This window comes from Nocardia callitridis (assembly GCF_039543305.1).
Lineage (GTDB): Bacteria > Actinomycetota > Actinomycetes > Mycobacteriales > Mycobacteriaceae > Nocardia > Nocardia callitridis.
In genome coordinates, this window is sequence record NZ_BAABJM010000011.1 from 1 (window position 1) to 25,229 (window position 25,229).

Here is a 25,229-nt window from a genome sequence, read left to right on the forward strand (position 1 = left end):
GCTCCCACTGCCTGTCCGTCAGAACCCGATACCGATCACCGACCACCGTAGCCACGGCGAACATGATGCCCGCCACAACGACCTACCGCACACAGACCGCAAAACCCATTGGGAGACACGCCCTAGCCCGGCCGCCACCGCATGGTTCGCCTTCTCGGCGATGTCGTCAGGGATGCTGATCGTAATCTTGGCCATGACTTAAACATCAGCAGTACGGTATGACCCGGTCATACCGTCGGGTGCCTGCTTGCGACCGGTGTCCAGAGTCGATCCATCGGAATGACGTGCAGGCGGTCTTCGTAGGTGTATGAGCGCTGGCCGAGGTTGACAACGACGCCTCCGCTGAATGCGTCACCAAGCTTGTCTCGCATGAGACGCATTCCAGCGAAGTCATTGTCCGAGACTGTATTTGATGCCTTTACTTCAACTGCGGTGATCGAGCCCCCTGGAGTCTCGATTACCAGGTCGACCTCCTGCTGGTCTTTTGTGCGGAAGTGCGAGAAGCTGACCTGCTGTTGTGCCCATCCCGCTTGTTTCATCAGTTCGTTGACGACGAATGTCTCGACGAGGTGGCCGAATTGGGTGAGTGTTGCCGGCATCCGTGCGGACAGCTTTTGCTGGGTCAAGCCGGTGAGGTGGGCAGCTAGACCGGTGTCGACAAGATGTATTTTCGCGCTGCGGACGGCTCGGGAGGCTGCCGCGCGGGTGAAGGGTTCGAGGCGGTGGATCATGAATACCGCTTCGAGAAGTCCGATGTATTCCCGGACTGTGGCAGCGTCGAGACCTACCGCATCGGCGATGTTGGCGGCATTCACCACTTGTCCGGTCTGTCCCGCCAGGCGTTGCAACACCTGGGGCAAGACCTGACGTTGCCGAATCTTTCGGATCTCCAGCACATCACGTTCCACGACCATCGTGATGAAATCGCTGAACCAGCGATCACGAGACCTGCCAGGCTCGCGCGCCAGCGCGAGCGGGAATCCGCCTGCCAGAACGATTTTCTCGTAGTCGGCGCGAGTGGTTGTCGACGGTTCACTGGCGACAAGAGCGGAGGGATCGGCGGTCAGTACATCCAGCGCACCCTCTCGATGGCCCGATAACTCACCTTGGGACAGCGGCCACATCGTCACGACATGTGCCCGTCCAGTCAGCGATTGGCTGGCGCTGGGAAGGGAGCTGTAACTTGTGGATCCGGTCAGCAGATACCGCCCTGCCCGTAGGTCGCGGTTCAGTTCGGATTTGATCGCGTCGAGCAGAAGTCGCACATGTTGGAACTCGTCGATACAAACCGGAGTGGGACGGTCTGCCGCGACGAACAGCACGGGATCTGCCGTGACGGCACGCCTCGTTTCCAGATCGTCCAAGTCCAGAACAGTCACCTCTTCGAGCGCGGCACAGGCAGCGAGGAAGGTGCTTTTTCCGACGGTGCGGGCGCCGGTCAGGATGACCACTGGTTCATCGTGAAGGAGTTCGCCTAGTACACCTCGCAGATGCCGTTTGATCAGGCCATCATCGCCTTCTGTCACAAGGTTCCACACCCTCTCCACCGCAGCCCAGGGCTCCAACTTAGCACTTTGGACGGCATTCTATTCACAGAATGGTCGGCCTTCTCACCGCAGCTTGGACATCATGCTGTCCATGTTTTGGTCAGCAACCCAATCCTGGAACTGTCAGCCAAAGGCCAAAAGATTGCGAAAATCGCAACATCAATGTCAAGGATCTGGCCCCGAAGGAGACGACGACATTCCACCTGCGAGACACCGTTCTCCTGTGCGTCGACCGGTACGACGACGAGGCGCGCGGATGCCGGTTGATCGAGATCGCCCTGTGCAGCGACGCGGAGACGGCCACCACCAACTCACAGGGAAGCGCAGAAAGGTCCGACCCGCATACAGCGCGGATCGGACCTGTTGAACTTGCTACGATGTCGTGGCTATCTGGTGCGTTACCACATGCATTGGTAGCTCCCCCAACTGGACTCGAACCAGTAACCTGCCGATTAACAGTCGGCTGCTCTGCCAATTGAGCTATGGGGGACTATCCTCGGCTTGTCCTGTTCGGGCTTGCCGAGTGGAAACTTTAGCTCATGGCCGGGGGTGGGCCCAAATCGTGCTGGGACCTGCTGGGTTGGGGGTGTCCCGGATCGACAGGGGTGTGTGGTGTCCGGCAGGATGGTGGTCGCGAACTGGTAACTGGGAGGAGCACATCGAATGCTGCGGTTGATCATCGGTCTTGCGGCCGGGTACGTACTCGGTAGCAAGGCGGGGCGGGCTCGTTATGAGCAGATCAGTTCCGTGACGCGCACGCTGACCTCGCATCCGGTGAGCCGCAAGCTGGTGTCGGTCGGGCGGCAGAAGCTGTCGGACGGGTTGAGCACGCGGCAGAAATTGGAGCCGATGGAGCCGTTGGACGAGCGGACGACGGTGCTGGTTCCGCACGACCAGTTGCGGCGCTGAGTTCAGACCAGCACGGCTGAACCCCACACGAAGGCGACACATATCCTCGTGCCGCGCGTGACCGGGAAGTCACCATGTCACCAGAGCGATGGGCCGCAGGCCGCGTTCCGCGAACCAGATTGTCGCAACCGCCCTTTCGACTCGAGCTACGTCACCGCCAGTTGCGCGCGTAGTCGAGCGTTCTCCTCCTCCAGCACCGTGATCCGCTCGCGGATCGGCGCCAGCGCGACCTGTAGTTCGGCTTCGCTGTAGCGCGGCGTGATGTGCTGGGGACAGTTCCAGTTGTGTCCCTCGACTCGAATGAGCATCAGGCGTTCTGGGCGGCCTTCGGTGCCGGTCGTGGTCAGCCGTTCGGTCAGCGCGGAGTCCTCGGTGAGCGCTAGTGTGCGGGCGCGGCCGAAGATCTTCAGGCGTCGCCTGCGCGCGTAGTCCATCAAGAACAGGGACACGCGGTCGTCGGCGCGCACGTTTCCGGTGGTGATGTATTGGCGGTTGCCTCGGACGTCGGCGAATCCGAGGGTGCGTTCGTCGAGTACGTGCAGGAAGCCGGGTGGGCCGCCACGGAATTGGAGATAGGGCCAACCGGTTTCGCTCACACTGGCGAGGTAGCAGCCGTCGCGCGCTTGAATGAACGCGGTTTCGTTGTCCGACAACAACTCCGGTTCATCACCCGCGAGCAGCGGGCGGGCGCCGGCCGCCGCGCTGCCGTTCTCGTGTTGGACCGCGCGCACGGAGTCGGTGTACGCCAGGTGTGCGTAACGCCCCATGTCCTCACTTCCCTTCCTACGCAGCGATGTTCGCGCTGTCGCTCAGCTCGTGGGTAACCCGCAGGCGGCGTCGAACAGCACCTCGGCGGCCGCGCGGGCGTCGGCACCGGCGTCGGCGTTGCCGTCGATCTGGGTGACGACGGTGGCGCCTTCGATCAGCAGCAGCAGCTGCCTGGCCAGCGGTGTCGGCGCGGGTGCGCCCGCCTCGGTCAGCAGGTTTTCCAGCAGCCGCCGGTACCGCTCCAGGTGTTGGCGGGTGACCTCGGAGGCGGTCTGACCACCGCGACTGTCGGCGACGTAGTTGATCACCGGACACCCACCGAAGTTGCGTTCGATGAACCACCGGGTCAACAGGTCGAACATAGCGAGAACACGTTCGCGACCTGCGGGAACTTCGGTGAGTCCTGCCGAGAGCCAGGCGTGGATGCGGTCGCTGCGTTCCCGGACGACGGCGGCGGCCAGTCCCTCTTTGGAGTCGAAGTACCGATAGATCGTCAGCTGCGAGGCGTTCGATCGCGTCGCGATCTCGCGCATGCCCACTGCGGCGAGGCTGCGTTCGTAGAACAGGCGCGCTGCCACGTCGAGCACGCGCGCGCGTGTGGCCTCGGGGTCGATAGTCGATCCGGGCTTGACCGGCATGGCGTCACCTCCTCGGTCGCCGTGCTTGTTCGACACCTAGAAAGTAACGACTGTTACTATCTCTGTCAATTACCAGCTCGGTCAATGCCGAGGCGACAGGGCTCGATCGACTGATCCGCACGGTCGAGTTCTGGATGGACCGGAAGCCAAGGCGGCGCCTCGGCGTCCCGTACCCCAACGAGCGCCCCGGCGTGCTTACCGCGAATGTGCGTCGACCAGTACGCGGCTCACACACGGCGACCAGCGACAACCTGCCCGCGCGGCGACGCAAAACCGACGACGAGAATCCCGCGAACACGCGGTTTCGCGCGGAACACCGATATCAACAGAAATGCCGCCGACCTGAAAGCCACGCGTCTACGCGGTGCGACCTTCTTCGGCCGGTGCGCCCGGTTCCGCCTCGGCTGGCAGCGGTTCACACCTCGGCTTCGCCGGGAGCCCTGTCGCGTGGCGGCGGGTGAGAAAGCGTCGAACGCTCAGAACAACGACTGCGCGTCGGCCGCGATCATGAATCCGTGCCCACCCTCCGTGCACCTGACCCCGGACTCGAGCGAAGTGCACGCGACGCCACGCACGATGATGGTGTCGCCGTAGTTCAGGACTTTTCCGCCGCCTTTGCCGCTGCTGCCGTCCGGCGGAGGTCCGACGAAGACGCCCTGGTTCAAACACAGGTACCGCGCCTGCGCACCGTTGACCTGGGCGGCGACGGCACGATCCGGCCTGGTGCCGCAGTCGGGCAGTTCGGCGGGGATCACGGTCGCTTCTGCCAGCTGGCATCCGGTGCCGAGCTCGCCGTCATAGACGAACCCGCACATGATGTTTCCGCTCGGAGATTGGAAGAAGTAGTACTTGCCGGACTGGTAGTCACGGGCATCGACGGTCGCGTCGTCGCGAGTCGGGTCCGGCTCACCGGGGGCGATATCGGGTGCCTCGTTCGGTGGTGCGGGCACCAGTTCAGGGGCGCCGCCCGGTGGCACGAGCGCCGGTGGTTCACCGGGTGCGACACGCGGACTTTCCTCCCCCGCGGGCGTGATCGCGCGACCATCGCCAGGAACGGTCGGTGCGGCCGAGGCGGACGCCGTCGGGGTCGGTGCGGGAGCCGCGACACCGTCATCGCCGGAACACCCCGTCACCCCGAAGAGCGCGAGCACCGCCGCGCCCAACACGATCGCTGTTTTCATGAGTCCTCCGCGATGTCGCGCCGCCACAACGTCATACGATGCGGTCCGGCACGATGTACATCAATCGAGCCGCCGGGTTCGTTAACTCGACCATGCTGATCTCGCGCGCGCCCGGGGTTGAAATCGGCCAGGGTCTGCGGCGACCGGTCAGCGTTGCCGTTCGATAACGCGACAAGATCGGACCCAGCCGAGTGCACCGCATCGCGATTCGGTTCCTCGGCACTGGAGCGGACTGCACGACGAGGCTCTTGCGGTACTGCTCCAGCGCGAAGAGTCCCCGGCGACCGTCTGCGTTGCCGTTCGATAATGCGGCCGCTCCGGACCCCGCCGCGTCCATCCCTCGGCAGCGGGTGGGAAGCGCGTGCTGTTGTGCTACGTGACGAAGTCGCTGTGACTGCCCATCGCCCGCACGACGAGGCTCTTGCGGTACTGCTCCAGCGCGACGAGGTCCCCGAACAGCGCGAAATAGGCTTCGGACTCCTCGGTCGATGACACGCGTTGCAACTTGGATTTCAATTCGGCGATCTGCCGCCCGACCCACGCCTCCTGGGTGCGGGCGAGGACTCCGGCGATGAAGCGCGGGATGTCGCCCTCGGAGCGCACCGGCAACGATTCTCCCGCCAACTCCGACAGCTGGGCGCGCATGGTGAGGTCGTCGGCGCGGTCGGCGATGGCATTGACCCACTCGGCGCCACCGAGTCCCGCTGCGGTCCCGCCCGCCTCGGCGATCAACGCGCGCACGGCGATGTAGGCGGGGTGGGTGAACGCCTCGGTGTCCAGCGCGTCGAACACCGCGCCCGCCATCGCGGGGTACTGCAGCGCCGCGATGAGCGACTGACGCTGCGGTAGGAGCACGGGGTCTTTCGGATTCGGCCGTGTCGCCGCGGCTTTGGGTGCGGCATCGGCAGGCGGCGCGGCGGCACCACGCTTGGGCGTGGTGTTCGCGCCCCCGTTACGTCCTCGGCGCGCTTCCTCACCGACCCGGCGGATGATGGTCTGGATGTCGTCCCACCCGACCCACCCGGCCAGTTTGGTGGCATACGCCCTGCGCAGGGCGTTGTCCTTGATCTGCGCGACCACCGGCACCGCCCGCCGCAGCGCCTCGACCCTACCTTCGGCGCTGTCGAGATCGTGATCAGCGAGCAGACCACGAATCACGAACTCGTACAGCGCGATTCGCCGCGCGACCAGATCACGCACCGCGGCGTCGCCGGAGTGCTGACGCAGCTCGCACGGGTCCTGCCCGTCCGGCGCGATAGCGATGTAGGTCTGTCCGGCCAGCTTCTGGTCTCCGGCAAAGGCCTTCACCGCCGCCGCCTGCCCGGCCGCGTCGCCGTCGAAGGTGTAGATGATCTCGCCGCGCCAGAAGTTGTCGTCCAACAGCAGACGGCGCAGCAGGGCGAGGTGGTCGTCGCCGAACGCGGTGCCACAGGAGGCGACGGCGGTCTTCACACCGGCCAGATGCATGGCCATCACGTCGGTGTAGCCCTCGACCACCACCGCCTGATGCCCCTTGGCGATGTCGCGTTTGGCCAGGTCGAGCCCGAACAGCACCTGCGATTTCTTGTACAGGATGGTCTCGGGCGTATTGATGTACTTGCCCGGCATCGTGTCGTCGTCGAAGAGTTTTCGCGCACCGAAACCGATCACGTCGCCACTGAGGTTGCGGATCGGCCACAGCAGCCGACGATGGAACCGGTCGATCGGCCCGCGCTGGCCCTGCCGCGACAGCCCGGCGGCTTCCAGTTCCTTGAACTCGAATCCCTTGCGCAGCAGATGCTTCGTGAGATTGTCCCAACCCGCGGGTGCGTAACCGCAGCCGAACAGCTTGGCCGCCGCGGCGTCGAAGTTGCGGTCGGTGAGGTACTTGCGCGCGGTTTCGGCGCCGGGCTCGCCCAGCTGCGCCATGTAGTACTCGTGCGCGGCGGCGTTGGCGGCGACCAGTCGCGAGCGGGTGCCTCGGTCGCGCTGCACCGAGGTGCCGCCGCCCTCGTAGTTGATCTGGTAGCCGACGCGGTCGGCCATCTGCTCGACGGCCTCGACGAATCCGACGTGGTCGATCTTCTGCAGGAAGGCGAACACGTCGCCGCCCTCGCCGCAGCCGAAGCAGTGGAACAGTCCGTGATTCGGGCGAACGTGGAACGACGGCGATTTCTCGTCGTGAAAGGGGCACAACCCCTTCATCGAGTCGGCGCCAGCGCGTTTGAGCGCGACGTACTCGCCCACAATGTCTTCGATCCGTACCCGGTCACGGATCGCCGCGATATCGCGATCTGGAAGTCGTCCGGCCACGTGGTCGAGCCTACCCGCCGTCCTCGGTCCCGAGACCCGCGCCTGGTCGGCCGATTCGCCACCGCGGGATCAGCGCGCCAACGACGCCGCGACCCGCTCCAGTCGGCTTTCGGTGTACGAGGCGATCTGGTCCACCACCACCCGCACACGCGCGCGGTCGTCGGCGGCAGCCTGCCACCACGGCAGCAGTAGCGCATCGAGGCTTTCGGGCGCGCGGGCCAGTAGGGCATCGGCGACGGCTTGGATGCGGTCGCGTTGGGCGCCCTGGCGCAGTTTGTGGTCGGGGTCGGACATCACGTAGCGCAGTGCCACGGTTTTGAGCATGGCCACCTCGGCGGCGGCCACCGGTGGAATAACGAGATCGGCACCGTAGCGGGCCAGTCGGGTCGCGGGTTCGGCCGCGCGGGTCGCGATGATCGCCGCGGTGGCGAATCTTCCGACCAGCTCGCTGGTCAGCCGCTTCAATGCCACCGAACTGCTGAGAGTGGCGTCGTAGTCGTGCACCGCGGCGACCACGGGTAGCTCCGAAAGTCGTTGCGCGGCTTCGATCAACTCCTCTTCCGACATGCCGGGGTGGGTGCCGTGGCCGAGCGCGGCCAACGCGCGTTGTTCGGCGGGGTCGGCCAACGCGCGTAGCTCGATGCGTCCGGCGATCACCCCGTCCTCGACGTCGTGCACCGAGTAGGCGACATCGTCGGACCAGTCCATGATCTGGCATTCCAGGCTGCGCCGCCGTGGCGGTGCAGCTGCCCGCACCCAGTCCAAGCGGTCGGTGTCGATGTCGTAGGCGCCGAATTTCGTGCCGGAACCCGTTCTGTCCCACGGGTATTTGATCGCGGCGTCGAGCGAGGCCCTGGTCAGGTTGAGTCCCACACTCGCACCGTCGGCATCGAGCACCTTCGGTTCCAGGCGGGTCAGGATGCGCAGGTTCTGCGCGTTTCCCTCGAAACCACCGAAGGCGTCGGCGAACAGGTCCAGGGCACGTTCGCCGTTGTGGCCGTAGGGCGGATGACCGATGTCGTGCGCCAGCCCCGCCAGATCGACCAGGTCGGGATCGCACCCGAGACCTTCGGCGATACTGCGACCGATTTGGGCGACCTCGAGCGAATGGGTCAGCCTGGTGCGTGGGGTGTCGCTCTCCCGTGGACCCATGACCTGCGTCTTGTCGGCGAGCCTGCGTAGCGCCGCCGAATGCAGCACACGCGCGCGGTCGCGCGCGAAGTCGGTGCGGTGCCCGGTCTCGAATTCACCGCGCGGCGGGCCGAGCCCCCCGCTCTTGCGCGCCTCGACGACCAGGCGCGCTCTGTCGTGCTCGGAATATCTGTCCGCTCCACGTGTGTCGTTCATCGACCCTCACTGTTCGGCCGTATAGGTGAAGTCCGATGAGAAGTGAGTGAGCTGGTACCAGAGCAAAGCGCCTGTCTCCCTGGCGATTCCGTGCGCCTGCGACTCACGGGTGTACACCGAGGGACCGGTGCGGGTCGGCGCCGTCCACGCCTTCAGGCCCGCGTCGCGCGCCATCGTCCTGGTACGCAGCGAATGCCACGGGTCGCTCACCAACACCGCCGAGGACATCTGCCGTGCCTGCATGGCGGTCGCTACCGCCTCGATGCTCAGCAGGGTGTCGGAACCGGTTTCCACGGCCAGGATGTTGCCTGCCGGGACGCCAAGCGACTCCAGGTAATTCTTGCCCGAGGCGGCCTCGGTGTAGGTGTCACCCTCCTGCTTTCCGCCGACCGTGATCACCCTCGGCGCCACCCCGGCGCGAAACAGCGTGTCCGCCTGATCGAGTCGCGCCTCGAATACCGACGACGGGGTGCCCGAATACTGCGCGGCACCGAGGACCACGATGGCGTCCGCCTTCGAGTAGTCATCGATCCGCGCCACCTGCCACACGCGGATCGCGGTACCACCGACCAGCACCAACGCCATCAGGACCGCCCCGACTAGCAACCGCCGCACCCAACGCAGCACGCCGAAGCCACGGGGGCGGACGGGGGCGGGTTCGGGCGCCGAGAAGCCTCGGGTGCGCGTCATGGGCGAATTCACTCCCCAAGTCTGCCAGGGCAGGTGGCAACCGCGAAGCATTCGGGTATCGGCTGGGTGAAGATCGCGCGCCGAGTGGGCACGCGACGCGGTGTCGCCCTGCGCGTGCGCCGTGTCACCGTGCCCGTGCCACAACGCGATTGGTCGTCCGCCCGCACCGAACTCGATCCGTTCGCGCCGCGGCTACCAGCCGCGCTCACGCCATTCGCCCAGGTGCGGACGCTCGTCCCCGAGGGTGGTGTCGTCACCGTGGCCGGGGTAGACGACGGTGTCGTCCGGGTAGCGATCGAACAGTTTGGTGGTGACGTCGGTGTACAGCGAGTCGAAGGCTTCCGGACTCAGCGTCTTGCCGACCCCGCCGGGGAACAGCGAATCACCGGTGAACAGATGGGTTTTCCCGGCACCGTCTTCGAACGCGAGCGCCACCGAACCCGGGGTGTGGCCACTCAGGTGGATGACGGTCACGGTGAGATCGCCGAGTGCGAAGGTCTCGCCATCCGACAGCAACCGGTCGGGCACGACCGGCAGCGGATCGGCGTCGAGGGCGTGTGCGGCGGTGGGTGCGCCGGTGGTCTCGGCGGTGTGTTTCAGTCCCTGCCAGTGATCGGGATGCTGGTGGGTGGTGACGATCAGCCCGACCTTGCCCGGCGTCTCCTGTTCGATCAGCTCCATGAGGCGTTCCGGCTCGTTCGCGGCGTCGATGAGCAGGGTCGCACCGGTGACGCACTGCACCAGGTAGCTGTTGTTGTTCATGGCGCCGACCGCCATCTTGACGATGCGCGCGCCCGGCACCTCGTGCTGTTGCGGGTCCGAGCCGGGCGACACGTGGCCGGTGTAGAGGCGGTCGAGTGTGATCACGACTCGATGCTAGTGATCGATCGCCGACCGTGGCGGACAAGCGCCCGTCGATCACCCTTCACCGCGCACCGGCGAAGACGTCACCGGACTCGGTGAGCGACGCCATCAGCTCCGACCGCGCGGCGCTCAGTAGGCCGTGGTGGCCGCTGCCGAGTTGGCCGAGGGTGAGCTTGCCCGCATAGGTATAGGCGAGGAAGGTGACGGCCGCGCCGGGACCGGCGGAGGGACGCGGGTGGGCCGAGAGGTAGACGAGCTCGTAAGCACCGAGGGTGAGACCTTCCGGCGTGCGGAAGGCGGGGACCGCGCCGGTGTTGGTTATCGCGACGTGCTCGGTGAACGCACGAGTCTTGTTGCGACCGAAGAACTCCGGGAAATGCCACGCCGACTGCTGCACGACACCGTGGTCGAGGTCGGCGCGCAGCCGATCGCAGATCGCGTGCGCGAGGGCGAGCAGACCGGTCGAGCGACCGATCACCGCCGCGAAGGAGGCGAGGCCGCCCATGTTGGTGCCCGCGCCGCAACCGACGGGTGCGGGCAGGCGCCTGCGCAGATCTACCGGATACAGGCAGCCCACCGCCGCGGGGTCGCCGCTCGCGCCCGAGGTTTCGCGCGCGTGGACCCGGAGCAGCGCGGCGGTGAGCAACCCGTTCACACTCACGCCGTGGCGCCGACCGAGCCGGATCAGCGCGGCCGTGGAAGCCTCGTCCAGGCTGGTGTAGCGCGGACGCACCAGACTGTTCGCGACCTGTGGTGTTTCGTCCGCCGGTGGGTCGGTCACGGCGGGTGCGAGCGGGCGAGTCAGCGTTTCCAGACCGGACACCGAGCTTTTCCCGACCCCGTTGTGCGCCAACCACCATTCCAACGATTGCGGATAGCGACGCGGCACCACGCGAGCCGCCGAACCTTGCACGAGATCGGTGTAGTGCGACCATAATTGGGCCATCAGGTCGATTCCGTAACTACCGTCGCCGATGCTGTGATGGTTGTACAGCGTCGTCCGCCAGCGGTGCGGTCCGCAGGCAGTGATGTCCAGGTAGGCCAATTGGGTCGCGGGGTCGATCGGTTCGATCGGCAGGCGCACGTCGTCGGCGCCGTCGGCGACGGTCGCACCGACCGCGTCCCCACCCCTCGGTCGAACCAGAACACCCTGTCCCCCAGAAGTTTCCATGATTCGGCAGGACAGGATGGGGTTGGCGCGTAGCACCGCGACGAAGGCGCTGCGCAGCGCCGCCGTGTCGAGCGCGCCGACTACCGAAACCGAACGCCCCGTATAGGTTCCGTGCCTGACGAACCGCGCCTCCGACGGCGCCAAGACCCGGATCACTTCCACCTCGTCCCACAGCACGCCCGACAGGGTGCGGCACGGGATGCGGCGGACGCAAACTCACCACGCTGGGCGAATGCGCGAGACTGACCGGTATGAGTCTCGCAGCGCATCTGGAAGAAATCGGCCGACCGCTCGTCATCGAACAGCTGAGCCACCCCACGGTGGCGGGCATCGCGGCGGGCGATCTGCCCGAGCCGGTGTTCCGGTCCTGGTTGGAGCAGGATTATCTGTTCCTGCTCGACTACGTCCGAGTGTTCAACCGGCTCGCGTGGCAGGCCCCGTCGGCGCACCTCGGGGACCTCGTGGATCTGGCGCACGCCACCTTCCACGAGGAGCTGTCGCTGCACCGTTCGCTGGCGGACGAGTTCGGCGCCGACCTCGCGGGCGCGAGCAAAGGGGTTGCCTGCGCGAACTATTCGGGTTTCCTGCTGGATTCGGCGGCGAACTACGCCGACGGCCTCGCGGCGATGTACCCCTGCATGTGGGGATACTCCACCCTCGGTGCGGTACTGGCCGAGAACCCGCCCGCCGAGCCACGCTACCGCCGCTGGGTCGACACCTACGCCGACCCCGCCTTCGCCGCACTCACTCGTCGCTGCGCGCAAATGATCGACGAATCCGGTGCCGACCCGGCGCGCGCGGAACGCTTCTTCCGCCAGGGCATGCGGCACGAGCACGCGTTCTGGGACGTCCCGCGCTGAGCCGAGGCGCGCTCGCCCGCTGCTGGAACGTCGACCGCCCGCACACCGCGCGCCCGACAACAGCACACCGCCAACCCGGAACGCGCGCAACGATCCCGCCACAAAGGCATGCGGCGCGAGCCCACGTTCTCGGACACCCCACGCCGAGGCGACGCCCGCTCGCCCCCTGCTCGAGCGTCCGCGGCCAGCTTCGGCGACTCGCGGGGGCCGCGCGCCCGACAAGAGCACACCTCCACCCCGGAACCCACGAAACGGTTCCTCCGCGAGGGCATGCGGCACGAGCGCGCGCTCCGGGAAGTCCCGCGCTGCGGCAAAGCACGCCTGCCCGCTACCGACGCGGCGGCGGCGAGCGCTGTCGGCCGCCGACGCTCGCAGGGGCGGGCCCGACATCAGCGCACCTCGGGTCGGCCGCTCACGGTCGCAGCACGATCTTTCCGCGCGTGTGCCGCCGCTCGAGTTCTCGGTAGGCGCCCCGCACGTCGTCGAGGGGGTACACAGCCGCGATGGGAACGTCGAAGGTGCCCGCCGCGGCCTGCTGCGCCAGCTCGGCGACCACGTCGATGGTGCCCGCCGCGGCGTTACCTTCGCCCTTCACACCGTGTTTCGAGATGGCGTCGAAATTGATGATGGTGTCGATGCGGTCGACGGGGACACCGAGTTCGATCGCGATATCGACGTAGTCCGCGCCGAAAGTGTCGATGAAGGCGTCGATTCCGTCGGGTGCGGCGCCGCGCAGGCGGTCGATGAGGCCGTCACCATAGGCGACCGGGACGACACCGACCGACCGCAACCATTCGTGGTTGTCCGCACCGGCGATCCCGATCACCTTCGCACCGCGCGCTCGAAGCAACTGCACCGCGATCGAACCGACTCCCCCGGCGGCCCCGGACACGGCGACGGTGTCCCCCGATACCGCGTCCACCGCTTTGACCGTCGCGAAAGCCGTTGTGCCCGCGACATAGAGCGTCGCGGCCACATTCCAGTCGAGTGCGTCGGGTTTGCGCGTGACCTGGTCGGCCGGGACCACGACGTGTGTCGCGTGACTGGCTCGCGCATCGGTGAACCCGAGCACCGCGTCACCGACCGCCACCCCACCGACGCCCGCACCGATCTCCGCGATGCGGCCCGCGAAGTCCGAACCCTCGCCGGAGGGGAATGTCGAGGGGAACTGCTCGTGCATGAACCCCTGGCGAATGGCGGCCTCGCCGGGGTTGACGGCCGCGGCGACCACCTCGACGACAACCTGTCCCGCCTCGGGTGAAGGCCGAGGAATCTCGACGACCTTCAGTTCCTCGATGCCGCCGTACCGATCGAACCGCACCGCTCTCGCCGTCTGAGCCACGTCTGATCCTCCTGCCTGGTATCCGCATGGTGTACGGCCGCAACCGCCGACCGCTCGGGGTAATTCCCGATCGACACGCGACGAAACAGGTGCAACAGAGTTGGTCGACCGACCGTGGCGTCGAAGTCTGCCGTTGAGTCGTAGCGTCCGAAACCGATTTGTACGGAATAGTTCCGGCGGCGATGCGGTCGCTACCGAGCGCAGCGGCGACGCAGCGGCGACGCGGCGGCCAGCGTCGAGCAGCCAGCGACGAGCTGCGAGCTTGCTTGCCCCCGGTCGAGACCGAGTTCGCTGTGGTCGACGGCGTTCCACGGCCGGATCGCAGCTCGCGGCGACCGCACGGTCACGCCGCTCGATTGAGCGATACGGCAAAGGACTGGGCGAATGATTGGGACAGTGACCATTGGGCATTCCGCCTACGCCGCCGCGCACTTACGATGCGGGCGTGAGTGCGGATAATCTGCGGGCCTCGGACGCCGACCGGGAGAAGTTCATCGAGCAACTGCGTCTGGCGATGGGCGAGGGCAGGCTGACGGTCGACGAGTTCGATGACCGGGTCCAGCGAATCTATGCCTCCAAGACCCGAGCCGGAATGCAGCTGCTGGTGGCAGACCTTCCCGCGCAACGGGTTTCGCGTCCCGAAACCGACCGCAGGGTGCCGCAATGGGTGGTCATCATGTGGATTCCGTGGGTCTGCGTCAACGTGCTGATGGTCGCGATCTGGTTGGCGACCGGCGCGGGCTATTTCTGGCCGTTCTGGGTGGCGGTGCCGTGGGGTATCGCCCTGCTGATCCCGACCGGTATCGGGATTTCGCTGAACTCGGGACCGAAACGCCGCTGATCGAACACGAACGCGATCGGGCCCGCCACCGCCGAGGCGGTAGCGGGCCGAGATCGATCGGGCGTCAGGATCCGATCAGGTGCTGCGCCAGGTATCCCTCGACCTGGTCGAGCGCGATGCGTTCCTGGGCCATCGAGTCGCGCTCACGCACGGTCACCGCGTGGTCGTCGAGGGTGTCGAAGTCGACGGTGATGCAGAACGGGGTGCCGATCTCGTCCTGACGACGATAGCGACGACCGATCGCGCCCGCGTCGTCGAATTCCACGTTCCAGTTCCTGCGCAGCCGGGCCGCGAGATCCTTGGCCTTCGGGGTGAGATCGGCGTTGCGCGACAACGGAAGTACCGCCGCCTTCACCGGCGCGAGGCGACGGTCCAGCCGCAGCACCGTGCGCGTGTCGACGCCGCCCTTGGCGTTGGGCGCCTCGTCCTCGGCGTATGCGTCGACCAGGAACGCCATCAGCGAACGGGTCAGACCGGCGGCCGGTTCGATGACGTAGGGCGTGTAGCGCTCCTTGGTGGCCTGATCGAAGAAGCTGAGATCGGTGCCGGAGTGCTCGGAGTGCGTCTTGAGGTCGAAGTCGGTGCGGTTGGCGACACCTTCCAGCTCGCCCCATTCGCTGCCCTGGAAGCCGAAGCGGTACTCGATGTCGGTGGTGCCCGCCGAGTAATGCGAGAGCTTGTCCTTGGGGTGCTCGTAGAGGCGCAGGTTGTCGGGGTTGATGCCGAGCTCGGTGTACCAGGAGAACCGCGCGTCGATCCAGTACTTGTGCCACTCGGGGTCTTCGCCGGGCTTGACGAAGAACTCCATCTCCATCTGCTCGAACTCGCGGGTGCGGAAGATGAAATTGCCCGGGGTGATCTCGTTGCGGAAGCTCTTGCCGATCTGCGCGATGCCGAACGGCGGCTTCTTGCGCGCGGTGGTCATCACGTTGTCGAAGTTCACGAAGATGCCCTGCGCGGTCTCCGGACGCAGGTAGTGCATGCCGTCCTCGGATTCGACCGGGCCGAGGTAGGTCTTGAGCATCATGTTGAAGTCGCGCGGTTCGGTCCAGCGGCCGACGGTGCCGCAGTTGGGGCACGCGATCAGTTCCATCGAGACCGTGTCCGGGTCATCGATCTTGTGCTTGGCCGCGTACGCCTCCTGCTGGTGGTCCTGACGGAACCGGTGGTGGCAGTTCAGGCACTCGACCAGGGGGTCGTTGAAGACGCCGACGTGGCCGGAGGCCACCCAGACCTGCCTGGGCAGGATCACCGAGGAGTCGAGGCCGACGACATCGTCGCGGCTGGTGACCATCGAGCGCCACCACTGCTTCTTGATGTTCTCCTTGAGTTCGACACCGAGCGGCCCGTAGTCCCATGCCGACTTGGTACCGCCGTAGATCTCACCGCACGGGTACACCAGACCCCGGCGCTTGGCGAGGTTGGCAACGGTGTCCACCTTCGACTTGGGAGCCACGCGAGAATTCTCCATCCACTGCTGATTCGAATTAAGGGGTCCGAACAGACCTATCCCATCCGGTTGCTCATAACCTAATGGGGTCGCCTACAGCCTATCGACCCTGCCTACCGCATTTTCCACCGCCACGGCGCGGACATTTGACATGCGCACCTGTGCATATCAAAATGGAACTGATTTCCAATAAGGAGTTGGTTCCGTGACCACCGAAGCCGCAGCCACCGCGCCGCCACCGCACAACCCCTATCGCTCGCCCGCACCGGCGCCGGTGCCGACGCGACCCATCCTGGAGGCGGCCGGCGAATTGTTGCGTGCCCTCGCGGCTCCCGTACGCATCGCCATCGTGCTACAACTGCGGGAGTCGCCGCGCTGTGTGCACGAACTGGTCGACGCACTCGGGGTCACCCAACCGTTGGTCAGTCAGCACCTGCGCATCCTCAAGTCCGCGGGCGTCGTCCACGGCGAACGCTCCGGACGCGAGGTGCTCTACGAATTGGTCGACGACCACCTCGCACACATCGTCGTCGACGCCGTCGCGCACGCCGAGGAAGGGTAACCCGTGCCAGACAATTCCGTCGCTCCGCCGAAAGCGGTCGGCATCCGAAGCACCAAGCAGCGCAGCGCGATCGCGGCGCTGCTCGATGACATCGAGGAGTTCCGTTCCGCACAGGAACTCCACGACGAATTACGCAAGCGCGGCGAAGGCATCGGCTTGACCACGGTGTATCGCACCTTGCAGTCGCTCGCCGACGCGGGCATGGTCGACGTGTTGCGCAACGACACCGGCGAGGCGGTCTATCGCCAGTGCTCGACCGGCCACCACCATCACCTGGTGTGTCGGCATTGTGGGCGCACCGTCGAGGTCGAGGGCCCCACCGTCGAGGAGTGGGCCGAGGACATCGCCGACGCGCACGGGTTCACCGAGATCAGCCACACGCTCGAGGTCTTCGGGACCTGCGCGGCGTGTGCGAAGGTGTCGGCGAGCAGACGCACCACCCGCGTCTGACCACGGGACACCCTGCCCCGAAAGCCCACCCACCCACTGAAACACAGTGCGCCCGGCGACATTTCGTCGCCGGGCGCACTCGTGCTCGAATTCAGCCGACGACGGCCGCTTCCCGATTCTGATCGCTCGCACCGGCTTCGTGCTTGCCCGCGTGCGTCGATGTTCCCTTCCGCCTACCCAGGATCGCACCGACGACGAGCAGAACAACGGCGAGACCGGCCCACGCCGACAACACCACGAGCGGGCCCGACGCACCCGTTCCGTCGAAGAAGGCGACCGCGCGCAACAGCGACGCCGCCGCACCCGGCGGCAGCAGCTGACCGAGCGCGCCCCAGCCCGCGGGCAGCATTTCCGGTGCGGAGGTGGCACCGGAGAACGGGTTGCCGATGAACAACATGAGCAGCGCCCCGACACCGATTCCCGCCCTGCCGAGCACGCTGGAGAACCCGACAACGGTCCCGGCGACGGCGAACGAGACCAACCCGGACACCAGTGCCAATTCACCGTAGGCACCGGGCAGCAGCGACAACCAGCCCTGGACGATCGCCATGCTCAGCAAACCGGCGGTCACCGCGAAGGCGCCGAGCCCCAACGCCTTCGCGCCGATCGACGGCACGAGCAGGCTCAGCAGCACGCCGGCGGCCAGCCCGGACATCACCAGCGGCAGCACCGCGACGCCGAACGCCACCCCGCGCGGATCGTCAGGGTCGGCGGGCACCAGGTCCTGCACCGGCGCCACGGGCGCACCCGAGAGCTGCTGTGCCATCTGGGTCAGCAACTGGGCAACGGCGGGACTGGCACCGGAGGCGATCAGCACGCGCGGCGGTCCGTCGCCGGTGACGATCGCGCCGTAGACCGCACGGTCGGTGATCGCGCCGCGCGCGGCGGATTCATCGGCGACGGTACGGGTTTCGAAGCCGCCGGGTTGGCGCTCGTCGAGCATGCCGGTGACCATCGCGGCCTGCGGACCCGTGACCGCGAGCGGCAGCTCACGCGGTGCGGTGTTCGCGGCGGGCCATGCGAAGGCGATCAGCATCAATGCCTGCATCAGCGCCGCCGCGATGCCCGCGGCGAGCGCACGCCGAGTGGTGGTCATGAGGACTCCCCGTAAATCGAATGATCATTCTCTTTTGCCGGTTCCACCGTGGCACCGGACTTCGAGCTTGTCAAGAACGGACATTCGTTTTACTTTGGGACGATGCCCCGAGTCAGCGAAGAACACAAGGAAAGGCGCAGGCAGCAAATCCTCGACGCCGCACAACTCTGCTTCGCCACCAAGGGTTTCCACGACACCTCGATGCAGGACGTCTTCGCCGAGTCCGGCTTGTCGGCGGGCGCGGTCTACCGCTATTTCAAGAGCAAGAACGACCTGGTCGCCGCCTTGGCCGCGCAGACGACGGTGCGACTGCGCGAGCGAATGACCGAGGCGATCCGCGCCGATACCCTGCCGACCCCGGCCGAGCTGGTCACCATCGTCGCCACCTACATCACCGAACACAGCGGTCCCGGCGGCCTGGTGCGGCTCGCCCCGCAGGCGTGGTCACTGGCTCTGGTCGACAAAGACGCGGGCGGCTACGTCAAGGACGCGGTGCTCGGCATGCGCCAACTCTGGGACGAATACACCGAACGCATGCTCGCGCACGGCTGGCTGCCCGCCGACGCCGACACCCACGCCGTTGCCACCGCCATCATGGGCCTGCTCCCCGGATTCATGTTGCAGCACTTGATCATCGGCGACCCCGACATCGAAACCTTCACCCGAGGGGTACGCACACTGCTGCCCTACGGCGAGGCGCCCGAGTCCTGAGCGACCGCTGGACCGCGCCGGCACCCGAGAGGTCACGCGCGTCGATGCCGAGTACCGAACGCACCCGGTCGACACCCACGAGACCACGCTGCCGACAACGCCCAGGCGCCCGAACCGAACGACCCGAGTGCCCCGACCGGTCAGCAGTCAGCACCCACGCGATGCGCGCTGATCACGGCGCGTAAGCCACACCGGATCGAGTGGTACCCGAGCACCGATGCGATTTCATTTCACAACCAACCCAGGCGTTCGGCCGCGCGCACCGCCTCGGCGCGGTTGGTGGTCCCGGTCTTGCCGATGGCCGACGAAAGGTGGTTGCGGACAGTGCCTTCCGACAGGTGCAGACGCTTGGCCACGGACGCGGCGGTCGAACCATCGGCCGCGGCTGCCAGTACCTCGCGCTCGCGCGGGGTCAGCGGTGAGGTGCCCGCGGTCAACGTCTCGGCCGCCAGGGCGGGGTCGACCACCCGCAAACCCGCGTGCACGCGGCGCACCGCGTCGGCGAGTTCGCGCGCCGGGGTGTCCTTCACCACGAAACCGCTCGCACCGGCATCGATGGCCCGTCGCAGATAACCGGGGCGACCGAACGTCGTCACCATGAGCACGCGCAGGCCGGGATGGGTCCCGTGCAACTGCGCGGCCACCGAGATCCCGTCCATGCCGGGCATTTCCACGTCGAGCAGCACCACATCGGGTTCGGTGCGTTCGACCGCGTCGAGCACCTCGTCTCCCCTGCCGACCTCGCCGACCACCTCGAGGTCGTGTTCCAAACCGAGCAGCGCCGCGAGTGCGCCGCGCACCAGTGCTTGGTCGTCGGCGAGCAGCAGCCGGATCATGGCATTCCTTCGAGGTAGGGCACGGCGGCCACCTGGCCGTTATGCGGGAATGGTGGCACGAACACGAAGTCCCCCGCCCTCCGGAGTCGACAGCGTCAATGTTCCGCCGGCCGCGCGGAGTCGTTCCCGCAGACCCGACAGCCCCGACCCGGCGGCATTCGTCGCCGGGCCGAGCCCGCGTCCGTCGTCGGTGACCTCGATCGCGGTCTCGGTGACCGACACCGCGCATTCGCGCGCCGCGCTGTGCCTGATCACGTTCGTGACCGCCTCGCGCAACACCCAACCGAACAACTCGCCGTCCCCGACCTCCGGGAGTTCGTCGGAGTCGGGCAACCGCGCGGCGATATCGGCGGCGGCCAGCGCGGTGCGCGCGTTGCCGAGTTCCCCGCGCAGCGAGATCTCGCGCAGCCCACCGACGGTCTCGCGCACTCCGGCGAGCGCCTCGCGCGCCAACCGCTCGATATCGGCCATCTCGGACTTCGCGCGAGCCAGGTCGACCTCGACAAGCCGTTGCGCCAGTTCGGTTTTCACCGTGATCACGGTGAGCGAATGACCGAGGATGTCGTGCACGTCGCGTGCGACCCGGTTGCGTTCCTCGACGATCTCCAGCTCGGCGCGCTGGCGTCGATTCAATTCGGCGAGCCGATCCCCACGCAGGCCGAGTTGCCTGCCGATCCAAATCACCACGGGAACGAAGGCGAGATACAGGCTGACCGAGCCGAAGTCCGAGTCACGGAACGCGAATGGCAGCAACAGGATCGTCACCGTGCTCACGAGTACCACCAGACCCGATGCCCGGAACGGGAGATAGAGGATGCCGAGCACGGCGATATACATGCTGGCGGGCAACGCGGTGGACCCGAACAACCACACCAGCATCGCGCTGATGCCGGTGAGCGCCGCCAAGGCCAGCCACACCCTCGGATCGGAGCGACGGCCGCGCAAGGCGTCGGTACTCGACTTACCGAAGAGGACGAAAGCCGCCACGACCACGGCCGCGAAGGCGACCAAGGCCACGATCCCCAGCGTCGCCTCGACCGTCCGACCCGCCGACCACCGCTGCGCGATCGGGGCGATCAAGTAGGCGAGCCAGGCCGCCGACAGCCCCGCACCGAACACGCTGCGCCGCCGCACGCCGGTCGACTGCGAACGCCTGACGACCAGCGCCGCGTCGACCCGCTCGAAAAGCGCCTCAGGACTCAGCGCGGACAGCGCGGTCTTCACGCCCATGCGCGATCAACCCTTCGAGGTACGCGACGGTCGCTCACGAGAGCCGACGCTACCCAATCGCCTCGCCCGACGACGCTGGGGATCGCCCTGCCGGAGCAGGGTCGGCTCGGCCACGATCCCGCGATGCGATGCGCGCCGCGCCGCGTGCCCGCCGAGACGATGCGATACCGGTCGCCACCGACGAATCCGTGTCGACGGTCCAGCACACACACGCCGACGGTGCCCGACAGACCCGCTCGCATGTCGCGCCGCGCGCACGAACACCGGTGCCGCATGGCCGGATTCCGCGATTCGTACGCGGAACCGGCCGCTGAAATTCCTCGAACGGATCGACCGCGGCCGCGGGGGCGGAGAAACCCGACGGCCCGCCGAGTTCCTGGGCACCGCGGTGCGGACAACTGCTGGCTCGTGGGTACGCACAACGCACGGCACCCCGCCACGAAGCTGAACCCGACCGCCGCACAGCCCACGCCCGCGCGACCGAACCCAACCACCCCACGACCGAAGACGACCGCCCCGTGGCACGAGTCAGCGTGCGGTGTCACGGCGAAACAGGAGCGCCGAGCCGCCGATGAACACCGACGCCCACACCACGACATTGAGCACCGCCAACGCGATCGACCCCGCGTCGGTGCCGCCGAAGGGCATCCGAGCCAGTGTCGCGACCCCGCTGGTCGGTATGGCCTTCGACACCGCACCGAACCACCCGTTCAACGGCATGAACAACCCACCCGCGAAAGCCAGCACCGCCGACAACGGGCCGAGCAGCTGCATGACGTTCTCCGAAGGGAGCAAATAGCCGATGAACAGGCCGAACGCGGCGAACACCAGCGAACCGGTCCAGGCGAGCAGCAGGCAACCCGCCCACGCGAGCGGGGTCAAGTGTGCGCCGATGACGGCACCGACCACGAAAACCGTGCTCACCGAGAATAATCCGAGCACCATCGCCACAGCGACCTTGGTGGCGATATAGGCGACCGGGAGCAGTGGGGTGAGCCGCAACTGCCTACTCCAGCCCTGCGCTCGTTCGATCGCCACCATGGCACCGCCACTGGTGGTGGCCAGCATCCCGCCGTAGACCGCCATCGAGACCATCACATAACCCGTGACGTTGCCGGAGCCGAAAGGCTCGGTGCGGTAGTCGGATTGCAATCCGAAGATCACCAGGAACAGCGGCGGCATGATCAGCGTGAAGATCACGGTGCGCCGGTTGCGCAGCATGCGACGCAGCTCGATCCGCAGGAAGCCGAGGCTGAACCCGCCCAGGGCCGGTCGCTGACGTGGCGACGAATTCGCCGGTGGGACAAGGGTGGTCATATCAGTGTGCTCCCGTTTCGGAGGTGGTCAGGGCCAGGAAGGCCGCCTCGAGGTTGTGCGCGGTGATCTCCAGATCGACCGCGGGGGTCTGCGTCAGCAGTAGCCGCGCGACGGAGTCGGAGTCCTTGGTGTGCAACACGATTCGATCTCCGAACAGCTCGACGTCATCGACTCCTGGCATCGTGAGCAGCCGCTCGGGGTCTACGCCGGGCAGCGTCGCGCTGACGGTGCGACCCGAGGCGAGATTCTTCACCTGCGCCGCACTTCCGTCGGCGACCACCGTTCCCGCGCGCACGAGCACGATGCGGTCGGCGTAGGAGTCGGCCTCATCGAGGTAGTGGGTGGCGAACAGCACCGTTCTGCCTCGGTTCGCGTCCGCGCGCATGGCCTGCCAGAACGCCCTGCGGCCCTCGACATCCATGCCCGTGGTCGGCTCGTCGAGCACGATCAGGTCGGGGTCGGGCAGCAACGCCAAAGCGAAACGCAACCGTTGACGCTGCCCGCCGGAGCATTTGCCGACCATCCGGTCGGCGATCTCGGCGATGCCAGCGCGGGCGAGCACCTCCTCGACCGGACGCGCGGCGGGATGCAGTGTCGCGACCATGCGCACGGTCTCGGCGACGGTGAGGTCGGGCAACAGGCCGCCGGATTGCAGCACCGCCGACACCCGGCCGGACACAATCGCTTCCTCCGGCGCCGCGCCGAACACCCGGACGCTGCCGCTGTCGGGCCGCGAGAGGCCGAGCAGCATGTCGATGGTTGTGGTCTTGCCCGCACCGTTGGGGCCGAGGAACGCGACGATCTCGCCCGGGTAGACGACCAGGTCGAGTCCGTCCACCGCGGTCACAGTCTGTGCGCCGGGCGCGCGAAAGCTCTTGCGTAACTGGGTTAATTCGATCGCGGGCGGGGGTGCGGATCTGCCCGCGGTGCGCGCGGCGGTGGTCGTTGCTGAGGTCATGCCTCTACGGTCGCCGGTCGCGGGTGCACCGGCCAGGGTCGGCTGTCACGACCTCACCGTGACAACTGTCATGGGTGCCGCTTCGGTCTCAGGGCAGCAGCCCCTGGCGCGCCTTGCCCGCACCCGACAACACCAGCACCAACATCGTGGCCAGGGCCTGATCGTCCAGGCCAGCGGCGGGGAAGGTGTAGCGCAGGATGACATCGGCCAGCTTCTCGCGGGCGATGATGGTGAGCGAGCCGAATTGCAGCGAGTTGTTGCGCTCGGCGACGCGTTTGTGCAGCTGTGGTTTCAGCGGGCGATCCCAGGCGAGCACGCAGGTCAACGTCAGCACGTCGAGGCCGGGCGCCAGGCTCACCGCGCGCAGCGAGCTCAGTACGCCCTCGTAGGCGAAGCCGAGCGAGCCGTCCTGCTCGACGCGCACCTCGATGTCGTAGAGCGAAAGACAAGCACCGGCCCGCGCTTGGAGTTCGCGCTCGGTACCGGCACGCGCGTCCGCGTCCGCGTCTGCGTTCATGTCCGTGCCACCATTCATTTCGCGCCGCCGAAACGGCGATCACGCGAAGCGTACTCGAGGCAGGCCGCCCACAGGTCTCGTCGGTCGAAATCGGGGAACAACGTTTCCTGGTAGACGAATTCGGCGTAGGCCGACTGCCACAGCAGGAAGTTCGAGCTTCGGAATTCGCCGGAGGGGCGCAGGAACAGGTCGACGTCGGGCATGTCGGGTTCGTCGAGATATTGCTCGATTGTCGCCTCGTTCACCTTCTCGGGATCGAGTTTGCCATCGGCCACCGCACGCGCGATTTCCCTTGCGGCGTCCGCGATCTCGGCGCGACCACCGTAGTTCACGCACATCGTGAGCGTCATCTCGGTGTTGTCCTTCGTGAGCTCCTCCGCGGTCTCCAGCTCACGAATCACGCTGCGCCACAGGCGAGGACGGCGCCCCGCCCAGCGCACCCGCACCCCCATCTCATGCATCTCGTCGCGCCGGCGGCGGATCACGTCGCGGTTGAAGCCCATCAGGAAGCGCACCTCCTCGGGGCTGCGCCGCCAGTTCTCGGTGGAGAACGCGTACGCCGACAACCACTTGACGCCGATCTCCAGGCAGCCCTCGACGGTGTCCATCAGCACGGCCTCGCCGCGTTCGTGGCCCGCGGTGCGCGCGAGCCCGCGCTCCCTGGCCCAGCGGCCGTTGCCGTCCATCACCAAGGCGACGTGCGTCGGCACCAACTCCGGCGGTATTTCCGGCGGCCGCGCACCCGAGGGGTGCGGCGAGGGCGGGCGAATGCTGCGTTCGGTGCTCGACCTGGTCGCGGTGCTGGAGTCTCGACGGAGGATCACGCCCTCATCCTGCCTGATGGCCTCCTCGGCGGGTCAGCCCGCTTGCCCCGCGGCGGCACGGTCGGGCCGTTGCGCGGCCTGCGAGCGTTCGACCAGCGGCAATGTGCGCAGCTGACGTTCCAGATGCCATTGCAGGTGCGCCGCCACCAAGCCGCTGGCCTGCTTACGCACCGAATCGGTGGTCGTCTCGACGAAGTCCCATTCACCGCGACGCAAGGCGACGAGCAGCTCGATCACCCCCGCGGCGGGCACCGTGGCCCCGGGCGGGCGGCAGTGCACACACACCGCTCCCCCTGCGCCGACATGGAAAGCGCGGTGCGCGCCGGGTGTCGCGCACCGCGCGCATTCCGCCAGCGCGGGCGCCCACCCGGAGAAACCCATGGCGCGCAACAGGAATGAGTCGAGGATCAGCTCGTGCGGGCGCTGCTTGGCGGCGATGGCGCGCAGTGCGCTCGCGGTGAGCGCGTGCAGCCGAGGCGCGGGCGCGCGTTCCTCACCGGCCAGTCGTTCGGCGGTCTCCAGCACGGCGCACGCGGTGGTGTAGCGGCCGTAGTCGTCGACGATGTCGGCGGCGAACGCCTCCACCGTGTGCACCTGGGTGACGGTGTCGAGGTTGCGCCCGGGATGCAGCTGCACATCGATATAGGCGAACGGCTCCAGGCGGGCCCCGAACTTCGATTTCGTGCGCCGCACCCCCTTGGCCACCGCGCGCACCAGCCCGTGGTGGCTGGTCAACAGCGTGACGATGCGATCGGCCTCGCCAAGCTTGTGCTGGCGAACGACCACCGCATGGTCCCGGTACAGAAGCACGTCCACCATCCTCCCACG

General features: G+C 67.0%; 25 protein-coding genes and 1 tRNA gene. 6 read left to right on the forward strand and 20 right to left on the reverse strand.

All coding sequences use genetic code 11. The features are described from left to right. Nucleotides 1-227: 227 nt before the first annotated feature. Nucleotides 228-1,451, reverse strand: coding sequence for an ATP-binding protein (locus ABEA50_RS30630; protein ID WP_345499963.1), 1,224 nt, complete (start codon nucleotides 1,449-1,451; stop codon nucleotides 228-230). A 513-nt stretch (nucleotides 1,452-1,964) separates the two neighbouring features. Next, a tRNA-Asn gene (locus ABEA50_RS30635) sits at nucleotides 1,965-2,037 on the reverse strand. A gap of 173 nt (nucleotides 2,038-2,210) precedes the next feature. Between ABEA50_RS30635 and ABEA50_RS30640 the strand changes: the two genes are divergently transcribed. Then, nucleotides 2,211-2,456, forward strand: a complete 246-nt coding sequence (locus tag ABEA50_RS30640) for a hypothetical protein (RefSeq protein WP_345499964.1) — start codon at nucleotides 2,211-2,213, stop codon at nucleotides 2,454-2,456. A gap of 146 nt (nucleotides 2,457-2,602) precedes the next feature. Here ABEA50_RS30640 and ABEA50_RS30645 read toward each other — a convergent pair whose 3' ends face one another. The 8 genes from ABEA50_RS30645 to ABEA50_RS30680 all read right to left on the reverse strand — a co-directional run bounded on the left by ABEA50_RS30645 (nucleotide 2,603) and on the right by ABEA50_RS30680 (nucleotide 11,584). Beyond that, on the reverse strand, nucleotides 2,603-3,223 hold the full coding sequence (locus ABEA50_RS30645; RefSeq protein ID WP_345499965.1) for a pyridoxamine 5'-phosphate oxidase family protein: 621 nt from the start codon (nucleotides 3,221-3,223) through the stop codon (nucleotides 2,603-2,605). 42 nt (nucleotides 3,224-3,265) lie between these two features. Continuing rightward, nucleotides 3,266-3,862, reverse strand: a complete 597-nt coding sequence (locus ABEA50_RS30650; protein ID WP_345499966.1) for a TetR/AcrR family transcriptional regulator — start codon at nucleotides 3,860-3,862, stop codon at nucleotides 3,266-3,268. A gap of 476 nt (nucleotides 3,863-4,338) precedes the next feature. Beyond that, on the reverse strand, nucleotides 4,339-5,043 hold the full coding sequence (locus tag ABEA50_RS30655) for a hypothetical protein (RefSeq protein WP_345499967.1): 705 nt from the start codon (nucleotides 5,041-5,043) through the stop codon (nucleotides 4,339-4,341). Nucleotides 5,044-5,415: 372 nt separating this feature from the next. Then, complete coding sequence (dnaG, locus tag ABEA50_RS30660) at nucleotides 5,416-7,335, reverse strand: DNA primase (protein WP_345499969.1); 1,920 nt, start codon at nucleotides 7,333-7,335, stop codon at nucleotides 5,416-5,418. A gap of 69 nt (nucleotides 7,336-7,404) precedes the next feature. Then, entirely contained in the window at nucleotides 7,405-8,682 is a 1,278-nt protein-coding gene (locus ABEA50_RS30665) for a deoxyguanosinetriphosphate triphosphohydrolase (RefSeq protein WP_345499970.1), read from the reverse strand. 6 nt (nucleotides 8,683-8,688) lie between these two features. Further along, complete coding sequence (locus ABEA50_RS30670; protein WP_425577754.1) at nucleotides 8,689-9,372, reverse strand: YdcF family protein; 684 nt, start codon at nucleotides 9,370-9,372, stop codon at nucleotides 8,689-8,691. Between the two features lie 192 nt (nucleotides 9,373-9,564). Next, nucleotides 9,565-10,239, reverse strand: a complete 675-nt coding sequence (locus ABEA50_RS30675) for an MBL fold metallo-hydrolase (protein ID WP_345499971.1) — start codon at nucleotides 10,237-10,239, stop codon at nucleotides 9,565-9,567. Between the two features lie 58 nt (nucleotides 10,240-10,297). Next, on the reverse strand, nucleotides 10,298-11,584 hold the full coding sequence (locus ABEA50_RS30680) for a phthiocerol/phthiodiolone dimycocerosyl transferase family protein (protein ID WP_345499972.1): 1,287 nt from the start codon (nucleotides 11,582-11,584) through the stop codon (nucleotides 10,298-10,300). A gap of 74 nt (nucleotides 11,585-11,658) precedes the next feature. Between ABEA50_RS30680 and ABEA50_RS30685 the strand changes: the two genes are divergently transcribed. Continuing rightward, on the forward strand, nucleotides 11,659-12,267 hold the full coding sequence (locus tag ABEA50_RS30685) for a TenA family protein (protein WP_345499973.1): 609 nt from the start codon (nucleotides 11,659-11,661) through the stop codon (nucleotides 12,265-12,267). A gap of 412 nt (nucleotides 12,268-12,679) precedes the next feature. On the opposite strand, the gene ABEA50_RS30690 is transcribed toward ABEA50_RS30685, so the two are convergent. Next, nucleotides 12,680-13,609 carry an NADP-dependent oxidoreductase gene (locus ABEA50_RS30690; protein WP_345499974.1) on the reverse strand — a complete coding sequence of 310 codons (930 nt, stop codon included), beginning with the start codon at nucleotides 13,607-13,609 and terminating at the stop codon, nucleotides 12,680-12,682. A 445-nt stretch (nucleotides 13,610-14,054) separates the two neighbouring features. On the opposite strand from ABEA50_RS30690, the gene ABEA50_RS30695 reads away from it, so the two are divergent. After that, nucleotides 14,055-14,450, forward strand: a complete 396-nt coding sequence (locus ABEA50_RS30695) for a DUF1707 domain-containing protein (protein WP_345499975.1) — start codon at nucleotides 14,055-14,057, stop codon at nucleotides 14,448-14,450. 64 nt (nucleotides 14,451-14,514) lie between these two features. On the opposite strand, the gene ABEA50_RS30700 is transcribed toward ABEA50_RS30695, so the two are convergent. Continuing rightward, the gene (locus ABEA50_RS30700; RefSeq protein WP_345499976.1) at nucleotides 14,515-15,906 is read right to left on the reverse strand and encodes a glycine--tRNA ligase; all 1,392 of its coding nucleotides are present in this window, start codon (nucleotides 15,904-15,906) and stop codon (nucleotides 14,515-14,517) included. Between the two features lie 199 nt (nucleotides 15,907-16,105). Here ABEA50_RS30700 and ABEA50_RS30705 point away from each other — a divergent pair, with 199 nt between their 5' ends. Together ABEA50_RS30705 and ABEA50_RS30710 are read left to right on the forward strand one after the other, a co-directional pair. Continuing rightward, on the forward strand, nucleotides 16,106-16,462 hold the full coding sequence (locus ABEA50_RS30705) for an ArsR/SmtB family transcription factor (protein WP_345499978.1): 357 nt from the start codon (nucleotides 16,106-16,108) through the stop codon (nucleotides 16,460-16,462). 3 nt (nucleotides 16,463-16,465) lie between these two features. Next, a complete protein-coding gene (locus ABEA50_RS30710; RefSeq protein ID WP_345499979.1) occupies nucleotides 16,466-16,912 on the forward strand; it encodes a Fur family transcriptional regulator in 447 nt (148 codons plus the stop codon). 91 nt (nucleotides 16,913-17,003) lie between these two features. Here ABEA50_RS30710 and ABEA50_RS30715 read toward each other — a convergent pair whose 3' ends face one another. Beyond that, entirely contained in the window at nucleotides 17,004-18,008 is a 1,005-nt protein-coding gene (locus ABEA50_RS30715) for a hypothetical protein (RefSeq protein ID WP_345499980.1), read from the reverse strand. 102 nt (nucleotides 18,009-18,110) lie between these two features. Between ABEA50_RS30715 and ABEA50_RS30720 the strand changes: the two genes are divergently transcribed. After that, nucleotides 18,111-18,719, forward strand: coding sequence for a TetR/AcrR family transcriptional regulator (locus tag ABEA50_RS30720; RefSeq protein WP_345499981.1), 609 nt, complete (start codon nucleotides 18,111-18,113; stop codon nucleotides 18,717-18,719). A gap of 230 nt (nucleotides 18,720-18,949) precedes the next feature. On the opposite strand, the gene ABEA50_RS30725 is transcribed toward ABEA50_RS30720, so the two are convergent. The 7 genes from ABEA50_RS30725 to recO all read right to left on the reverse strand — a co-directional run bounded on the left by ABEA50_RS30725 (nucleotide 18,950) and on the right by recO (nucleotide 25,211). After that, nucleotides 18,950-19,555, reverse strand: coding sequence for a response regulator transcription factor (locus ABEA50_RS30725; RefSeq protein WP_345499983.1), 606 nt, complete (start codon nucleotides 19,553-19,555; stop codon nucleotides 18,950-18,952). Between the two features lie 39 nt (nucleotides 19,556-19,594). Continuing rightward, nucleotides 19,595-20,785 (reverse strand): sensor histidine kinase, encoded by a 1,191-nt coding sequence (locus tag ABEA50_RS30730; RefSeq protein ID WP_345499984.1) that lies wholly within the window; start codon nucleotides 20,783-20,785, stop codon nucleotides 19,595-19,597. A gap of 528 nt (nucleotides 20,786-21,313) precedes the next feature. Then, nucleotides 21,314-22,102, reverse strand: coding sequence for an ABC transporter permease (locus ABEA50_RS30735; RefSeq protein WP_345499985.1), 789 nt, complete (start codon nucleotides 22,100-22,102; stop codon nucleotides 21,314-21,316). 1 nt (nucleotide 22,103) lies between these two features. Continuing rightward, nucleotides 22,104-23,060 carry an ABC transporter ATP-binding protein gene (locus ABEA50_RS30740; protein ID WP_345499987.1) on the reverse strand — a complete coding sequence of 319 codons (957 nt, stop codon included), beginning with the start codon at nucleotides 23,058-23,060 and terminating at the stop codon, nucleotides 22,104-22,106. Nucleotides 23,061-23,148: 88 nt separating this feature from the next. Beyond that, nucleotides 23,149-23,577: a hypothetical protein gene (locus tag ABEA50_RS30745; RefSeq protein WP_345499988.1), complete on the reverse strand. Its 429-nt coding sequence runs from the start codon at nucleotides 23,575-23,577 to the stop codon at nucleotides 23,149-23,151. 14 nt (nucleotides 23,578-23,591) lie between these two features. After that, nucleotides 23,592-24,401: an isoprenyl transferase gene (locus ABEA50_RS30750; protein WP_425577755.1), complete on the reverse strand. Its 810-nt coding sequence runs from the start codon at nucleotides 24,399-24,401 to the stop codon at nucleotides 23,592-23,594. 33 nt (nucleotides 24,402-24,434) lie between these two features. Beyond that, on the reverse strand, nucleotides 24,435-25,211 hold the full coding sequence (gene recO, locus ABEA50_RS30755; protein ID WP_345499990.1) for a DNA repair protein RecO: 777 nt from the start codon (nucleotides 25,209-25,211) through the stop codon (nucleotides 24,435-24,437). Between the last annotated feature and the right edge of the window lie 18 nt (nucleotides 25,212-25,229).

What these genes read in the sequence shown, in the direction of transcription:
- ABEA50_RS30640 (WP_345499964.1), top strand. Translation starts at nt 2,211, where the DNA reads ATGCTGCGGTTGATCATCGGTCTTGCGGCCGGGTACGTACTCGGTAGC.
- ABEA50_RS30645 (WP_345499965.1), bottom strand. Translation starts at nt 3,223, where the DNA reads ATGGGGCGTTACGCACACCTGGCGTACACCGACTCCGTGCGCGCGGTC.
- ABEA50_RS30650 (WP_345499966.1), bottom strand. Translation starts at nt 3,862, where the DNA reads ATGCCGGTCAAGCCCGGATCGACTATCGACCCCGAGGCCACACGCGCG.
- ABEA50_RS30655 (WP_345499967.1), bottom strand. Translation starts at nt 5,043, where the DNA reads ATGAAAACAGCGATCGTGTTGGGCGCGGCGGTGCTCGCGCTCTTCGGG.
- ABEA50_RS30665 (WP_345499970.1), bottom strand. Translation starts at nt 8,682, where the DNA reads ATGAACGACACACGTGGAGCGGACAGATATTCCGAGCACGACAGAGCG.
- ABEA50_RS30670 (WP_425577754.1), bottom strand. Translation starts at nt 9,372, where the DNA reads ATGACGCGCACCCGAGGCTTCTCGGCGCCCGAACCCGCCCCCGTCCGC.
- ABEA50_RS30685 (WP_345499973.1), top strand. Translation starts at nt 11,659, where the DNA reads ATGAGTCTCGCAGCGCATCTGGAAGAAATCGGCCGACCGCTCGTCATC.
- ABEA50_RS30715 (WP_345499980.1), bottom strand. Translation starts at nt 18,008, where the DNA reads ATGACCACCACTCGGCGTGCGCTCGCCGCGGGCATCGCGGCGGCGCTG.
- ABEA50_RS30720 (WP_345499981.1), top strand. Translation starts at nt 18,111, where the DNA reads ATGCCCCGAGTCAGCGAAGAACACAAGGAAAGGCGCAGGCAGCAAATC.
- ABEA50_RS30725 (WP_345499983.1), bottom strand. Translation starts at nt 19,555, where the DNA reads ATGATCCGGCTGCTGCTCGCCGACGACCAAGCACTGGTGCGCGGCGCA.
- ABEA50_RS30730 (WP_345499984.1), bottom strand. Translation starts at nt 20,785, where the DNA reads ATGGGCGTGAAGACCGCGCTGTCCGCGCTGAGTCCTGAGGCGCTTTTC.
- ABEA50_RS30735 (WP_345499985.1), bottom strand. Translation starts at nt 22,102, where the DNA reads ATGACCACCCTTGTCCCACCGGCGAATTCGTCGCCACGTCAGCGACCG.
- ABEA50_RS30740 (WP_345499987.1), bottom strand. Translation starts at nt 23,060, where the DNA reads ATGACCTCAGCAACGACCACCGCCGCGCGCACCGCGGGCAGATCCGCA.
- ABEA50_RS30745 (WP_345499988.1), bottom strand. Translation starts at nt 23,577, where the DNA reads ATGAACGCAGACGCGGACGCGGACGCGCGTGCCGGTACCGAGCGCGAA.